The organism is Staphylococcus sp. AS1337 (genome assembly GCF_051408735.1).
GTDB lineage: Bacteria > Bacillota > Bacilli > Staphylococcales > Staphylococcaceae > Staphylococcus > Staphylococcus xylosus_B.
The window spans coordinates 473602-490564 of the sequence record NZ_JBOIHZ010000001.1 but is presented as its reverse complement, the minus strand read 5'-3'; the positions used below and the strand labels follow the sequence as shown (position 1 = coordinate 490564).

General features: G+C 34.0%; 1 protein-coding gene. It reads right to left on the bottom strand.

Annotated elements, in window-relative coordinates:
- Nucleotides 1-12: 12 nt before the first annotated feature.
- A complete protein-coding gene (locus ACSUE0_RS02205; protein WP_436955878.1) occupies nucleotides 13-16809 on the bottom strand; it encodes a non-ribosomal peptide synthase/polyketide synthase in 16797 nt (5598 codons plus the stop codon).
- Nucleotides 16810-16963: the final 154 nt, after the last annotated feature.

The window sequence follows — 16963 nt, the reverse complement described above, 5'->3', positions numbered from 1 at the left end:
TCATAGTTGTAATTAGAAATTATTTTTTGGGTGACTAATCATTTTAGATAATGTTTCATCTTCAGTAGGTTGCCACTTGAAGTTTAACTTTTCGAGTATGAAATTAGTTTTAAAGTCTAATACTTCAAAATGAGATTTGTTGAAAATATTGTTATCTAGTACACCTGTATGCAATAGGAAATCGTTGATTTGATCACTCATTACATCTTCTTTAATACAATGCATTAAGTAATCTACAAATTCATTCCACTGTACATCTTTAATATGGTAATTATTTTGATTATACACATGCATCAATTGTTTAAGTGAAAGGTGGTTATTATTATATATATGATGGATTTCGTTATTTAGTTGATTATTTTTAATCAATTGGCTACATGCTTTAGCTGCCTGATCAACAGGAGTGAATTCTAAATCATCATTTTCTAAATCTGGGAATATTTCTAGATTTCTAAATGATTTTATAATGCTATAGAAAGCATTATTTTCTTCATTCTTCTGGAATACTCCTGTACGAGAATCACATTGTAAATTACCCAATCTATAAATATTTGTTTCTACACCTTGCTCTCTACTAGCAATCAATACTTTTTCAGCTTCTATCTTAGTATCTAAGTAAACATTATTCATTACCTGACCTAAATCTAAGTCATGTTCTGAAAATGTTAACTGTGCTTTGTCGTCTACCTTACCTGAAGCAATAGAAATTGTAGACATGTGGTGAATCTCTTTAGATTGATTGTATTTTGCAAATTGAATTAGTTGTTCAATACCGCCAACGTTTGCGCCGTATGAAGCATCTGTTGTCGCAAAGTGACTAACATTCGCCGCAGCGTTCACAATCATATCAATATTTTGAGATAAAGACTCGTAAGTTTCTGATGTCATGCCTAGTTTTTCTAACTCGATATTACCTTCAATGATATGGATTCTTTCTGCATATTCAGGATCAATTTGAGATTCAAAGTAATAAATCCAGTTACGATATAATTTCGTTTCTCCATTAACCTCTTTATTACTTCTTACCATGACATAAATATTGAAGTCTGTATCTTCTAATAAATTGTTCAACATGTATATACCAAAGAATCCAGTAGCTCCTGTGAGCAATACATTTTTACCTTGTTTAACCGCTCCAGAACTAATAACTTCATAATTTTCTACACTTTCTTCTTTATATTCATTAATTTCTTGAATAAATTCACTACTGAATTGATGTCCTTGTGCAGTATCTATATTTTTAAGTGTTTCTAACTTAGTTAGAATATTTGTTTGATCTTTTGCAGCTATAGACTCACTGATACGATCAATCGTTTGTAGTTCGAAAATATCTTTAATTGAAATGTTATACGATTTTGATAATAACGATGTCAGTTTAATCGCTATGATAGAATCGCCACCAATTTCAAAGAAATTGTCATAAACACTTATGCTATCAGTATTTAATACTTCTTTCATTGCTTGAACAACATCTGCTTCGATTTCATTTCTAGGTTCAACAAACTCCTGTCTTTCAACTTCAATTTCAGGTAATGCACGCTTGTTTAACTTACCATTAGATGTAACCGGCAATTGTTCTATTTGCGTCATATAAGCTGGCACCATATAGTCTGGTACTTTGCGTGCAAGTTCAGTCTTAATATCAGCAAATGAAATTGGTTGATCAGCAACAAGGTAGGCACAAATCGCTAGTTCTTCGCCAGCCATTGGTTTAGCAATGACACCTGCATCAGAAATGTTTTCAATACGTAATAAGTGGCTAGAAATTTCACCAAGTTCAATACGATAACCACGAATTTTAACTTGTTCGTCTATACGACCTAAATATTCTATTTCTCCATCTGTTGTCCATTTTGCTAAGTCACCTGTACGGTATACTTTTCCTTCACCGAACGGATTATCAATAAACTGTTGTTGTGTTAATTCAGGGCGATTGAGGTAACCATTTGTTACAGCAACACCTGCGATACAAAGCTCTCCTGGAACGCCGATACCTGTATGTTGATTATTATTATTTAGAACATACATTTGCACATTAGCAATTGGTCGACCAATTGTTATAATATCGTACTCTTGATTTGGTGGTAACGGATTATAAGTTACCTCAATTGACGCTTCTGTCGGACCATATAAATCAATTAGCAATGTATCATTTTGCTGACCGATTATCGAATTAAAGCGGTTTGCTTGTTCAGATTTCAGTGCCTCACCTGTTGCAAGAACTATATTAATAGATGCTATTTCAGCCACTTCATTTGTTGATTTAATATAATCAACAAACACACCTAACATCGAAGGTACAAAATGAATCATAGTGATTGCATGTTGTTGAATTAATGATGTGATTTTACTTGGATTTCCTTCTTCTCCAGACGGCAGTAACACGGCTTGCGCACCTACCATAGCGAATCCGAAAATTTCCCAGACTGATACATCAAATGTATATGGTGTTTTAAACATGATGATATCTTCTTCATTAAAGTCATACTCATCAATCATCCAATTCAGACGGTTCAACACACCTTCGTAAGGAACAACCACCCCTTTAGGGTTACCTGTCGTACCTGACGTATATATTACATACATTAAATCAGATACATCTGTAGTGTGGTTTAAATTGTCCATTGATAAATTAGCAAATTCATCTTTCTTAGTTACGTCAATTACATTTCTATCAAATTCAATACTTGTATCTAATGGGCGATCTGTAATCAACAATGTTGGCTGACTATCATTCAAGATATAGTTAATACGGTCACTAGGTTGACTAGGATCCATTGGTACATAAGCACCGCCAGCTTTTAATATTCCGTATATACTTACCATCATTTCTATGCTACGATTCGTCATTAAACCTACAAGTGAATTAGCTTCTACCCCTTCTGCACGTAATTTATGGGCTAGTTGGTTTACACGTACATTAAGTTCTTTGTAAGTTAAACTTTCACCTTCAAATGTGATAGCTGTTTGATTTGGTGTATTTGCAACTTGCTTTTCAAAACGTTCAACAAATGTTTGATTATTAGGTAAATCGGCACACGTATCGTTAAATGCATCGAGAATTTGTGTTCTCTCTTCTTCTGTAGTCATATCAATGTCACTAATATTTTGGGCTGGATGTTGTACCACTTCGCTTAATATTTTCAGATAGTGATTCAACATACGTTCAACTGTTTGTGGTTCAAATAATTCTGCAGCGTATTCTAGTGACACTTTGTATGCTTCGTTATCTTCAATCATCATATTTAAATCAAACTTAGCTTTTGTGTTTGTTGCTTGTTTTTCTTTAATGTCCCAATCTTCAATTTGAAGATCTTGTGTTTCATTATTTTGTAACGTGAACAGCACATCAAAGAGTGGGTTACGTGTTAAGTCGCGTCTTTCTACAACCTCATCCACTAATTCTTCTAATGGATACTCTTGATTATCATATGCTTTCAGTGCAGTATCTCTCACTTCATCTAAAAACTGATTGAATGCTTTGTTATTTTCAGGATAAGCACGCATCGGCAACGTATTAACAAACATACCTAATAAATTATCTGTATCTTGGTGTGTACGCCCTGAGATTGGGCTACCTATAACCACATCTTCTTGTCTACTATATTTATGCAATAAAATCATAAATGAAGACAGTAGAATCATATAGTCTGTACTATTAGTTCTTTGAGCCAATTCATGTAATGCATCTCTTGTCTCTTTAGGCATTTCAGCTGATATCGTTTTACCTGTAAAGCTTTGTTGTTTAGGTCTTGAATGATCATAAGGTAGATCTAATACTGGTGCTTCCTCTTCGAATTGAGACAACCAGAATGCACGTTGATCACTTAAATCACGACTATGCATCCATTCACTATAATCTTTGTATTGTACTTTTAGCTGTTCTAAAGTTCTTTCGTGATATAGTGCGATAAATTCTTTAATAATTAGATTAATAGAGAAACCATCTGAAATAATATGATGAATATCAAAGAGTAAGATATGACGTTTGTCAGCCAATTTAACGATTTTCACTCTTAATAATGGTGAGTGTCTTAAATTAAATGGTCTTACAAAGTTATTCAATAATGTTTCATAATCATCTATATCTGTTTCTTCATAATCTACAGTTATATTTGCCTGTTCATCTATAATTTGTACGGGCTCACCATCTATCGTTTCAAAATGAGTTCTCAATACTTCGTGACGTTCCACTAAGCTTTGGAATACATCTTCAACACGTGCTACATCAACGACACCATTAATTTCTAGCATACTTGGCATATTGTAAGCCGTTTGACCTTGCACCATTTCATTCAACACATATAAGCGTTTTTGTGGAGAAGATGCCAGATAGTATGACTTCGATTCAGCTGTAGGAATATTTTGTCCATCCAAGCTACTTTCCTGGTCATTTAATACTTTTCCAAGTTGTGCAACTGTAGGACTTTCAAATATTACTTTTAATGGTAAACGTATACCAGTTTCACCTTCGATTTTATTAATCACATTGATGGCTTTTAGTGAGTGTCCTCCTACTTCAAAGAAATTATCATATATACTTACTCGTTCAATATTTAATACTTCACCAAAAATATTTGTGAGCATTTCTTCTATCTCATTTGTAGGAGCAACATAATTTTCACTTTCAACCTGGATTTCAGGCAGTTGCTTTTTATCTAATTTACCATTTGATGTTACTGGTAAAATATCTATTTGAGTCATATATGTTGGTACCATATAATCTGGTAAATTTTGATTAAGTTGTGATTTAATCTCATCAAAGTCAATACTTTCATCTGAAACCAAATAAGCACAAATTGCCAATTCTTCACCAGCCATTGGTTTAGCAACAACTGCTACGTCTGAAATCAGATTAATCTGACGTAATAAACTTTCAATTTCACCTAACTCAATACGATAACCACGAATCTTAACTTGCTCATCAATACGGCCAAGATATTCAACGTTACCTGTCGTACTCCATTTTGCCAAGTCGCCCGTACGATATAATTTACCTTCACCAAATGGATTATCAATAAATTTCTCGTCCGTCAAATCTGGTCGATTTAAGTAACCTTTCGTAACACCTACGCCACCGATACATAATTCTCCTGGAACGCCGATTCCCATTAAACTTTCATCTTCATTCATAATATAAGCCTGAATGTTTGCGATTGGACGACCAATTGGGATCTTGTCATACGTTTCACCCGGCGTACATGGATAATAAATCACTTCGATTGAAGCCTCTGTTGGACCATACAAATCAATCAATAATGAATTGTTTGGTTCGCCAATTAAAGCATTAAATTGATTTACTTGTTCTGCTTTTAATGCTTCACCACTAGCAAGTACATAGTTAACTGTAGCAATATCTTCTACTCTATTAGTTGATTTAATAAAGTCGATAAACACACCTAACATAGATGGCACAAAATGAACCATTGTAATGTTGTGATAATCAATAAGTGAAGTTATTTTTTCAGGATTACTTTCTTCACCTGAAGGTAAGAGTATTGCTTGACCACCAACCATAGTTGGTCCGAATATCTCCCAAACAGAAACATCAAACGTAAATGGTGTCTTAAATAAAATCGTATCTTCATTGTTGATGTAATATTTATCAATCATCCAATGCAGACGGTTCATTACCCCTTTATACGGTACCATAACACCTTTTGGTTTACCTGTTGTACCAGATGTATAAATAACGTACATCAAGTCTTTGACATCTGTAACCTTGGATAAATTATCTGTTGATTGTGTCTCTACTACTGAACCGTCTGTTAAGTTCAATACGGCTTTATTAAAGTCGATTGTTGCATCTAACGTTTGGTCAGTTAACAGTACGTTTGGTTGACTATCTCCTAAAATATAGTTGATACGATCACTTGGATAGTTTGGATCGATAGGAACATAAGCACCACCAGCTTTGAGAATACCGTAGATACCAATCATCATTTCTAATCGACGATTCGTCATCAAGCCGACGAGCGTATTAGGTTGAACACCTTCAATACGTAAATAGTTCGCAAGTTGGTTCGCTTTAGCATTTAACATTGCGTAAGTTAAACTTTCACCTTCATAGGTAATAGCTATTTCATTAGGTGTTTTGGCTACTTGTGCTTCAAAAATTTCCACAAAAGTTTTAGTGTTGTTGAACGGAACAGCTGTATCATTGAACTCATTAAATATTTTAGCCTCTTCTTGTTTGGTAATCATTTGAAGATCACTGATTTTTTGTTCAGGTTGTTGAACACTATGCTTCAATATTTCTAAATAATGATCTAACATACGCGCGACTGTATCCTGATTAAACAATTCTTCTGCAAACTCCAATGAAATTTTATAACCATCATCATCAAAAATCGTCATACTTAAATCAAATTTCGCGTTAGTCGTTGAAGGTTCTTTCTGTTCAATAGACCAATCTTCTATTTGAAGACTTTCTGTTTCGTTGTTTTGCAATGTGAATAGTACATCAAATAATGGATTACGTGTTAAGTCACGTGTTTCAACTATTTCATCTACAAGAGCTTCTAACGGATATTCTTGATTATCGTATGCTTTCAATGCAGTATCTTTGACTTCAGAGAGTAATTGATTAAACGTTTTACTTCTCTCTGGGTATGCACGCATAGCTAACGTATTTACAAACATACCTAGCATATTTTCTGTATCTTTGTGTGTTCTTCCTGAAATAGGACTACCGACAACAATATCTTCTTGGCGACTATACTTATGCAATAATACATTAAATGAAGCCAATAGAATCATAAAGTCCGTGCTACCTGTTGTCTGTGATAATTCTTGTATCTCTTGACGTAATTCTTCCGGTACTTCAACACTTACAGATTTTCCTGTGTAACTTTGTTGAATAGAACGCGCATGATCATAAGGTAAATCTAGAACTGGTGCATCTTCTTCAAATTGTGATAACCAGAAGGCGCGTTGATCACTTAAATCACGTGTGTGCATCCATTCACTATAATCTTTATATTGCGCAGTCAAGGTTTCTAACGCTTGTCCGTGATATAAAGCAGTAAATTCTTTAATGATAATGTTGATTGAGAAACCATCAGAAATAATATGATGCATATCGAATAGCAATACGTAACGCTGCTCGGCACATTTAACTACTTTCACTCTAAGTAATGGAGCATGCGCTAAATTGAAAGGTCTAATAAAGCGATTTAAAAGTTGTTCATAGTCTTCAGTCGATACTTCTTCATAATCAACCGTAATGTTTGCCTGTTCATCTATGATTTGAACTGGTTCACTATCTACCGTATCAAAATGTGTTCTCAATGCTTCATGACGATTCACTAAGCTTTGGAATGCACTTTGTACACGTTCAACATCTACTTCTCCACGAACTTCTAACATACTTGGCATATTATAAGCTGTTTGACCATCCATCATTTCATTTAAAACATAAAGGCGTTTTTGTGGTGAAGATGCTAAATAGTGCGCTTTCGTTTCTGCCAATGGGATAGTTTGGCTGCTTAATTCGCCAGCATGATTATCAATTGCTTTAGACAATTGTGATACTGTTGGATTTTCGAAAATAACTTTCAATGGCATACGTACAGACATCTTACTTTCAATTTCATTAATTACGCTAATCGCTCTTAATGAATGTCCGCCTATTTCAAAGAAATTATCCAAAGCACTAACGTTATCAAGATTTAATACTTCACCATACACTTCTGCAATCGTCGCTTCTGTTGCATTTCTTGGTTCCACATAGACTTTGTTTTCAAGCTTAATTTTTGGTAATCCTTTTTTATCTAATTTACCATTCGCAGTCACTGGTAAACTGTCAATTTGCATCATCAATGTAGGAATCATATAGTCAGGTAATTGTTTACCAAGCGTAGTTTTAATGGAATCAAAATCTACTACACTTTCTGAAACTACATATGCAGCAATCATTAAATCTGCATTATTTTCGTCTGATTGTGTAACTACTGCAACTTCTGAAATGTTATCAATTTGAGCAATTGAACTTTCGATTTCACCAAGTTCAATACGATAACCACGAATTTTAACTTGCTCATCAATACGTCCTATATAATCAATTTGGCCATCCTTGCTCCATTTAACCAAATCACCAGTTCGATACATTTTACCTTCACCAAATGGGTTGTCCACAAATTTGTCAGCAGTTAACTCTGGACGATTCAAGTAACCATTTGTTACAGCTATACCGCCAATACAAAGTTCTCCTGGCACACCGATACCCAATAAATTATTATCTTCATTCATGATATAGGCTTGAGAATTAGCGATAGGTTTACCAATAGGTACTTCTGTGTATGATTGACCTGCAAAGACCGGATAGTATGTTACCTCAACCGTCGTTTCCGTAGGTCCATATAAATTGTAAAGTAATGTGTGATTTCTTAAACCAACTAAATCATTAAATTGGTTAACGTGCTCTGCTTTTAATGCTTCACCACTTGTAAACACATGATTTAATGAAGCAATTTCAGACTCTTTATGACTTGTTTTGATGAAATCGATAAAGACGCTTAACATTGATGGAACAAAATGAGTCATTGTGATATCGTGTTGATCGATTACAGAAGCGATCTTCTCTGGGTTACTCTCTTCTCCTGAGCGTAGCATGATAATTTCGCCACCCATGACTGCCCAACCAAAGACTTCCCAAATAGATACGTCAAAAGTAAATGGTGTTTTAAATAATATTTTATCTTCTGTACCTAAACCGAAATAATCAACCATCCAGTTCAAGCGATTCATAACACTACTGTAAGGTACCATAACGCCCTTAGGCTTGCCTGTCGTACCTGATGTATAGATGATATACATTAAGTTTGTTTCATCTATTACAAGAGGCAGATTCTCTGTTGGTAAATTATTAAGTGCTGTGTTATTTGTTAATTTAATGATTTCATTATCAAATTTAATATCATAATCTATTTTTTCATCTGTTAGTAAGACACGCGGATTACTATCTTGCAAGATAAAATTCGTACGTTCATGTGGATGATTTGGATCTAATGGCACATAAGCACCACCAGCTTTCAAGATACCGTATATACCAATCATCATTTCTAAACGACGTTGAGACATAATACCGACTAAATCATTTGGTTTCACACCTTCGTTGCGTAATTGATATGCTACTTGGTTCGCACGTTCATTTAACGCTTGATAAGTTAAGTGTTCACCTTCAAATGTGATTGCAGTTTTATTTGGAGTTTGTTCCACTTGTTTTTCAAAGCGTTCTACAAAAGTCACAGTATTATTTAATTCTAATTCTGTATCATTGAATTGATTTAGAATTGTTTCTCTTTCAGCATCAGTGATTATTTCAATATCACTGATATTCTGTTCAGGACGACGCACTACACTAGAAATTATTTCTACAAAATGCGCTAACATGCGCTCTACTGTATCTTCACTAAACAACTCTTGTGCATATTCTAATGAGACTTTATAATCTTCGTTTTCATGAATTGTCATACTCAAATCAAATTTTGCGTTTGTATTTGAAGTTTCTTTTTTCTGTATTAACCAATCATCTATTTGTAAGCTTTGCTTGTCATTATTTTGTAATGTGAACAACACATCAAATAGAGGGTTACGTGTTAAATCACGTTTTTCTACAACTTCATCTAACAATGCTTCTAAAGGATACTCTTGGTTATCGTAAGCTTTTAAAGCTAGCTCTCTAACTTCATCTAATAATTGGCTAAATGTCTTATTTCTTTCTGGATACGAACGCATTGCTAAAGTATTAACAAACATACCTAGCATATCCTCAGTATCTCTATGTGTACGTCCTGAAATAGGACTACCTACGACAACATCCTCTTGTCTACTATATTTATGCAATAGCACCATGAATGATGACAACAGAATCATATAATCCGTACTGCCTGTTGTTTGAGACAATTGATGGATAGCCTTTTGAACGTCCTCAGGCATTTCCAAACTCACTGTTTTTCCAGTAAAGCTTTGCTGATTAGGTCTAGCGTAATCATAAGGTAAATCTAAGACAGGAGCTTCATCTTCAAATTGAGATAACCAAAATTCACGTTGGTCGTTTAAATCACGCGCTTGCATCCACTCACTATAATCTTTGTATTGTACGCTTAATGGCTCTAACGCTTGTTCATGATATAAAGCAGAGAATTCTTTCATGATAATGTTGATTGAGAAACCATCAGAAATAATATGATGCATGTCATAAAGTAGTACATAGCGTTGTTCAGCTATTTTAGCTATTTTAACTCTTAATAACGGAGCTTGACCTAAATCAAACGGTTGGACAAATTCATTTAGTATAGCAAATTCGTCTTCTGCATTAATTTCTTGGTAATCTACAACGATAGTTGCTGAGTCATTAATTACTTGAACGGGCTCACCTTTTATCGTTTCAAAATGTGTTCTTAACGCTTCGTGACGATCTACTAATTTTTGGAATACATCCTCTACACGTGATACATCAACATTACCTTGAATTTCTAACACGCTCGGCATGTTATACGCTGTTTGACCATCTACCATTTCGTTTAAAACATATAGACGTTTTTGTGGTGAAGATGCTAAGTAATACGGTTTACTTTCAGCTTGAGGGATACTTTGACTATTTCCATTATCAGTATATGTGTCAACAACTTTTGCAAGTTGTACAATAGTAGGACTTTCGAACACTAATTTCAATGGTAATCGTTTACCGACTTCACTCTCAATCTTATTAATAATACCGATTGCTTTTAACGAATGACCACCAATTTCAAAGAAGTTATCATTTGTACTTACCTTCTCAATATTTAAAACAGACTCAAAAATAGAAGCTAACATAGATTCTGTTTCAGTTTCAGGTGCTACATAAACCTTACCTTCAACTTTAATTTCTGGTAACGCACGTTTGTTTAACTTACCACTTGAAGATACTGGTAGTTCATCTATTTGAGTCATATAAGATGGAACCATATAGTCTGGTAATTTATGGTTTAATTCTGTTTTTACTGCATCAAAGTCAATAACTTGATCCGACACTATATAAACACAAATTGCTAATTCTCCATCAACCATAGGTTTCGTGATAACTGCTACATCTAAAATAGCCTTATTCTGACGTAAGACACTTTCAATTTCGCCTAATTCAATACGGTAACCACGAATTTTAACTTGTTCATCGATACGACCAGAATATGAAATATTACCGTCAGCATTCCATCGAGCTAAATCTCCTGTACGATACAGTTTGCCTTCACCAAATGGATTGTCGACAAATTTTTCTTGCGTTAATTCAGGGCGGTTTAAATAACCTTCTGTAACATTGACCCCGCCTATTACAAGCTCTCCAGAAACACCAATACCCATAACATGGTTATCTTCATCTAAAATATAAGCTTGTGTATTGGCAATTGGTTTACCGATTGGAATATTCGTATAGTGAACATCACTATATGTTTCAAAACTTGTTACATCAATCGTTGCTTCAGTAGGGCCATACAAGTTAATCAATTGTGTATTATTTTTTCCACCTATATATTCATTAAACTGGTTTACTAATTCTGGTTTAAGTGCCTCACCACTTGCTAAAACATATCTTAAGCTAGAAACTAAGTGTGCTTGCTTTGTACCTTTAATGTAATTAATAAATACATTAAACATAGATGGCACAAAGTGGACCATTGTTGCTTCAGATGTTTGTATTAGAGAAGTAATTTGTTCAGGATTACCTTCTTCTCCTGAAGGTAATAGCACAGCTTGTGCACCAACCATTGCAAAACCGAAAATTTCCCAAACTGATACATCAAAGGTAAATGGCGTCTTGAAACAAATAATATCATCGCTATCGATATGATATTTATCATAAACCCAGTTCAGTCTATTCATTACGCTTTCACCAGCAACTAAAACGCCTTTCGGACGACCAGTTGTTCCAGATGTATAGATAACATACATTAAATTAGAGACATCAGTGATATGCTCTAAATTAGTTGTCGGCAACGTTTTCAGTACCTGGTTCTTAGTGATATCAATCACTGTATTATCATAAGTAATGTCACTATCTGGTGTTCTATCAGTCAATAATACAGTTGCTTGGCTATCCTCTAAAATATAATTAATACGATCTTTAGGATAATTTGGATCCACAGGTACATATGCGCCACCCGCTTTAAGAATACCGTATATGCCGATAATCATTTCTAAGCGGCGATTTGTCATTAATGCGACTAGAGAATTTGCTGTCACGCCTTCATTACGTAGTTGATATGCTAATTGGTTCGCACGTTCATTTAATGCGTGGTAACTTAAACTTTCACCTTCATATGAAATTGCTGTTTTATCTGGTGTCTTCGCAACTTGATTTTCAAAACGCTCAACAAATGTTTGCGTGTTATTAAATGGCACCGCCGTATTATTAAAGTCATTAAATATAACGTCTCTTTCATTTTGTGTCACCATTTCAATTTCACTAATCTTAGATGTTGGTTGATCTGCTATATTTGAAAGTAATTCCATAAAGTGTGTTAACATACGCTCAATCGTATCTTGTTCAAATAGTTCTTGTGCGTATTCTAAGGCAATTTTATAACCATTATTGTCATAAACCGTCATACTCAAATCAAATTTTGCATTAGTAAACGAAGCCTCTTTTTGCTCTGTTGACCAATCATCGATTTGGAAACTTTCATTTTCATTGTTTTGTAATGTAAAGAGCACATCAAATAATGGATTACGTGTTAAATCACGTTTTTCTACAATTTCATCTACAAGTGCCTCTAACGGATATTCTTGATTATCAAAAGCTTGTAATGATGTATCTTTAACTTCTGCTAACAATTGTTCAAATGACTTGTTACGTTCTGGATTAGAACGCATTGCCAATGTATTAACAAACATACCTAGCATATTTTCTGTATCTTTGTGTGTACGACCAGAAATCGGACTACCTACAACAATATCTTCTTGTCTACTATATTTATGCAATAACACCATAAACGATGACAATAGAATCATATAATCTGTAGTACCAGTAGCTTGAGACAGTTGATTAATAGCATTTCTTGTCTTTTCTGGCATATCCATACTTACTGTTCTACCTGTAAAGCTTTGTTGATTTGGTCTAGCATAATCGTATGGTAAGTCTAGTACTGGTGCTTCTTCTTTAAATTGAGATACCCAGAATTGACGTTGTTCAGCTAAATCACGCGAACGCATCCACTCACTATAATCTTTGTATTGTACTGTTAATTCATCTAATGTACGGCCTTTATACAGTGCTGTGAATTCTTTGATGATGAGATTAATAGAGAAACCATCAGAAATAATATGATGCATATCAAATAATAAAATGTATTGTTTTTCTGCACATTTAACAACTTTAACTCTTAATAAAGGTGCGGTTGTTAAATCAAACGGTTTAACAAAATCACTCAACAACGTATCATAATCTTCCGTTTGCGTTTCTTCATAATCAATCTGAATGCTGCCTTCATCATCAATGATTTGAACTGGTTCACCATCGACAGTGTCAAAGTGTGTTCTCAATGCTTCATGACGATCTACTAGTGCTTGGAACGTATTTCTCACACGTTCTACATCAACCTCACCTCGAATTTCTAACATACTCGCCATATTGTAAGCAGTTTGTCCCTCTACCATTTCATTTAAAACGTATAAACGTTTTTGTGGTGAAGAAGTGAGATAATACGGTTTAGTTTCTGCTAAAGGAATACGGCGTTCAATCGCATCGCTCACTTCATTATCAATCACTTTTGAAAGTAGAGCAGCTGTTGGATTATCAAATATTTTTTTCAGAGGTAAACGCTTATTAGTTTTACTTTCAATTTCATTTATTACACTAATTGCTTTAAGTGAATGTCCACCAATTTCAAAGAAATTATCAAAGATACTTACGCGTTCTATATTTAATGTAGCGCTAAATATATCAACGACCATCGCTTCCATATCATTTCTAGGCGCAACATACTCCAAATTCCCTACTTTTATTTCTGGTAGAGCTTTTTTATTTAGCTTACCACTTGAAGATACAGGTAACTCCTCAACTTGCATCATATAAGTTGGTACCATATATTCAGGTAATTGTTGGCTTAATTCAGCTTTTAATGCTTCGAAATCTATTGTTTGGTCTGAAACAATATAAGTACAAATTGATAACTCATCATCAATAATAGGCTTAGCAACAACTGCAACATTTAAAATGTCATCATTCTTACGCAAGATACTCTCGATTTCACCTAATTCAATACGGTAACCACGAATTTTAACTTGCTCATCTATACGACCTAGATAAGAAATATTGCCGTCATTATTCCATTGAGCCAAATCTCCTGTACGGTATATTTTGCCCTCTCCAAATGGATTATCAACGAATTTTTCTTGTGTTAATTCAGGACGATTCAAGTAACCTCTTGTAACGTTGATACCCCCAATACACAATTCACCTGGTACGCCAATACCCATTACATTGTTATCTTCATTTAAAATATAAGCTTGCGTGTTGGCAATCGGCTTACCAATTGGCACTACGTCATATTTAACATTATGGTCAAAGTCAAAACTCGTAACATCAATTGTTGCTTCTGTTGGGCCATATAAATTTATTAATTGTGTACTATTTTTACTACCAATAAGCTCGTTAAATTGATTTACGATACTCGGTTTTAGCGCTTCTCCACTCGCTAAGACATATCTTAGACTCGAAATCATTTGTGTTTGGTTTGTCGCTTTAATAAAGTTAATAAACACGTTAAACATTGATGGCACAAAGTGGACCATTGTAGGCGTGTCATTTTGTATAACTGAGGTAATTTTTTCAGGGTTACCTTCTTCACCTGAAGGTAATAGTACTGCTTGGGCACCAATCATTCCGAATCCAAATACTTCCCATACAGATACGTCAAACGTAAATGGTGTTTTGAAGAAGACTATATCTTCATTGCCAATACCATACTTATCTATAAGCCAATTCAAACGGTTCATTAAACTTTCTCCTGAAACAAGAACCCCTTTAGGCTTACCTGTTGTCCCTGATGTATAGATGACATACATTAAATTGTTTACATCTGTAATATGCTCTAAATTGGCAGTAGGGAGTGAGGCTAATGTCTCATTATTAGAGATATCAATCACTTTATGGTCATATGAGATTGTTTCTTGCAACTCATTATCTGTCAAGAGTACTGTTGCTTGGCTATCTTCTAAAATGTAGTTAATACGGTCCGCTGGATAATTAGGGTCTATTGGAACATAAGCACCACCTGCTTTGATAATTCCATAGATAGCCACTAACATTTCTAGGCTTCTGTTAGCCATTACAGCAACAAGAGACTCTGATTCGACTCCTTCAGAACGCAAACGATATGCCATTTGATTGACCTTGGCATTGAACGCTTTATAAGTTAGACTTTCTCCTTCATATTTGATTGCTGTTTTGTTTGGAAATTTAGATACTTGTTCTTCAAATCTTTCGATAAATGATTGACTGTTATTCAATGCTAAATCCGTATTGTTAAAGTCATTTAAAATCGTTTCTCTTTCCTCACCAGAGACAATTTCAATGTCTTTAATTTTGCGTTCCGGTGCTTCAATCATGCTATTCAAGACATGTAAGATCGTCTCATGTAATTGATAAACACCTGCTTCATCCAATACATCAATTTGATAATCATAATCTATATCTAAGCCATTTTTACTGCTTCTATTACTAATGTTGACACTTAATGGCGCATTGTTTGTCCCGTTGTCTAACCATTCATCTAGGAAACCATCATTCATAAATTCAGCATCGTATTGTGCATTTTGGAAGGACACAAAGCAGTCTACTAAACCTTTTTTGTTCCCACTATTTTCAACAATATACTCGTATGGGTATTTTCTATGTTTTAATACATTAAGACTTTCTAGCTTAATCTTGTTTAAGTAAGATTTAACAGTTGCTTCTTTGTCCATTTCAACGATTATGGGTAATACTCTTGAAAATACTCCTGTGGAAGTTTTCTCTTTTCGATTATTCCTATTATGTATCAGCAATCCAACAGAATTAGTTTTAGACAATGTTTTTTTATGTTTAATTATATGCATTATTGCTGAAAAAAGGTTGCTTATACTCACATCATTTTCTTCACAGAAACGTTTAACATTTTCAGCATCTTGATCTAACAAGTTAATACTTATTCTCTTACCAACTGCACTGTCCAATGTTGTCTTCTCAAAGAGGATGTTGTCTTCGAAATTTTCTAATTTTTCTAACCAAAAATCTTTATCTTTTGTGAAACGCTTAGTTGTTTCATAATCCATTTCTGTAGAAATTGCTTCAAAATAGGCTGCACTTTCTGTCTCTTTATCTTCTTTACCCACTAATTTTTTAGATAGGTTATCTACAACAATTGTTACACCCCATGCATCACTAATTAAATGGTGTTGTAACAAGAATATTACATAATGTCCCTGAGGCGCTTTCGCTATTATCACTCTATAAAGTGGTTCATCCAAGTTAAAGATATTCATAGTAGCACTTTCTCGAACCCACTTATCATAGCCAACTTCATCTTGATAAAAATCTACAAACTCAAAATCTTGATGTTCATAGTCCACTAGATACTGCTTGTATTCTCCTTCTTCTCTAGTAACTCTTATTCTTAAAGTGTCATGTTGCTCTATGATTTTATTGAAGGCTTCATTTACTTCGTCATATCCTAAACCATTATTCATATGAACAATACCAGCAATATTATTAATGCTAGTGTTCTCATAAAATTGTTCTATTTGTAAAATTTCCTTTTGTGCGTATGATAACAATTTTTTATTCGTCAATTAAAGCTGCCCCCCTATAAATATATAGTACATAACTTATAATAATATTATTTAAAGCATTCTTCAATGATATTATATTTTTTATTTACACTACAGTTAAATAAATTCCCAATTATCAGTTGTTTAAACATTTATAAATCTTTAGTTATTTATT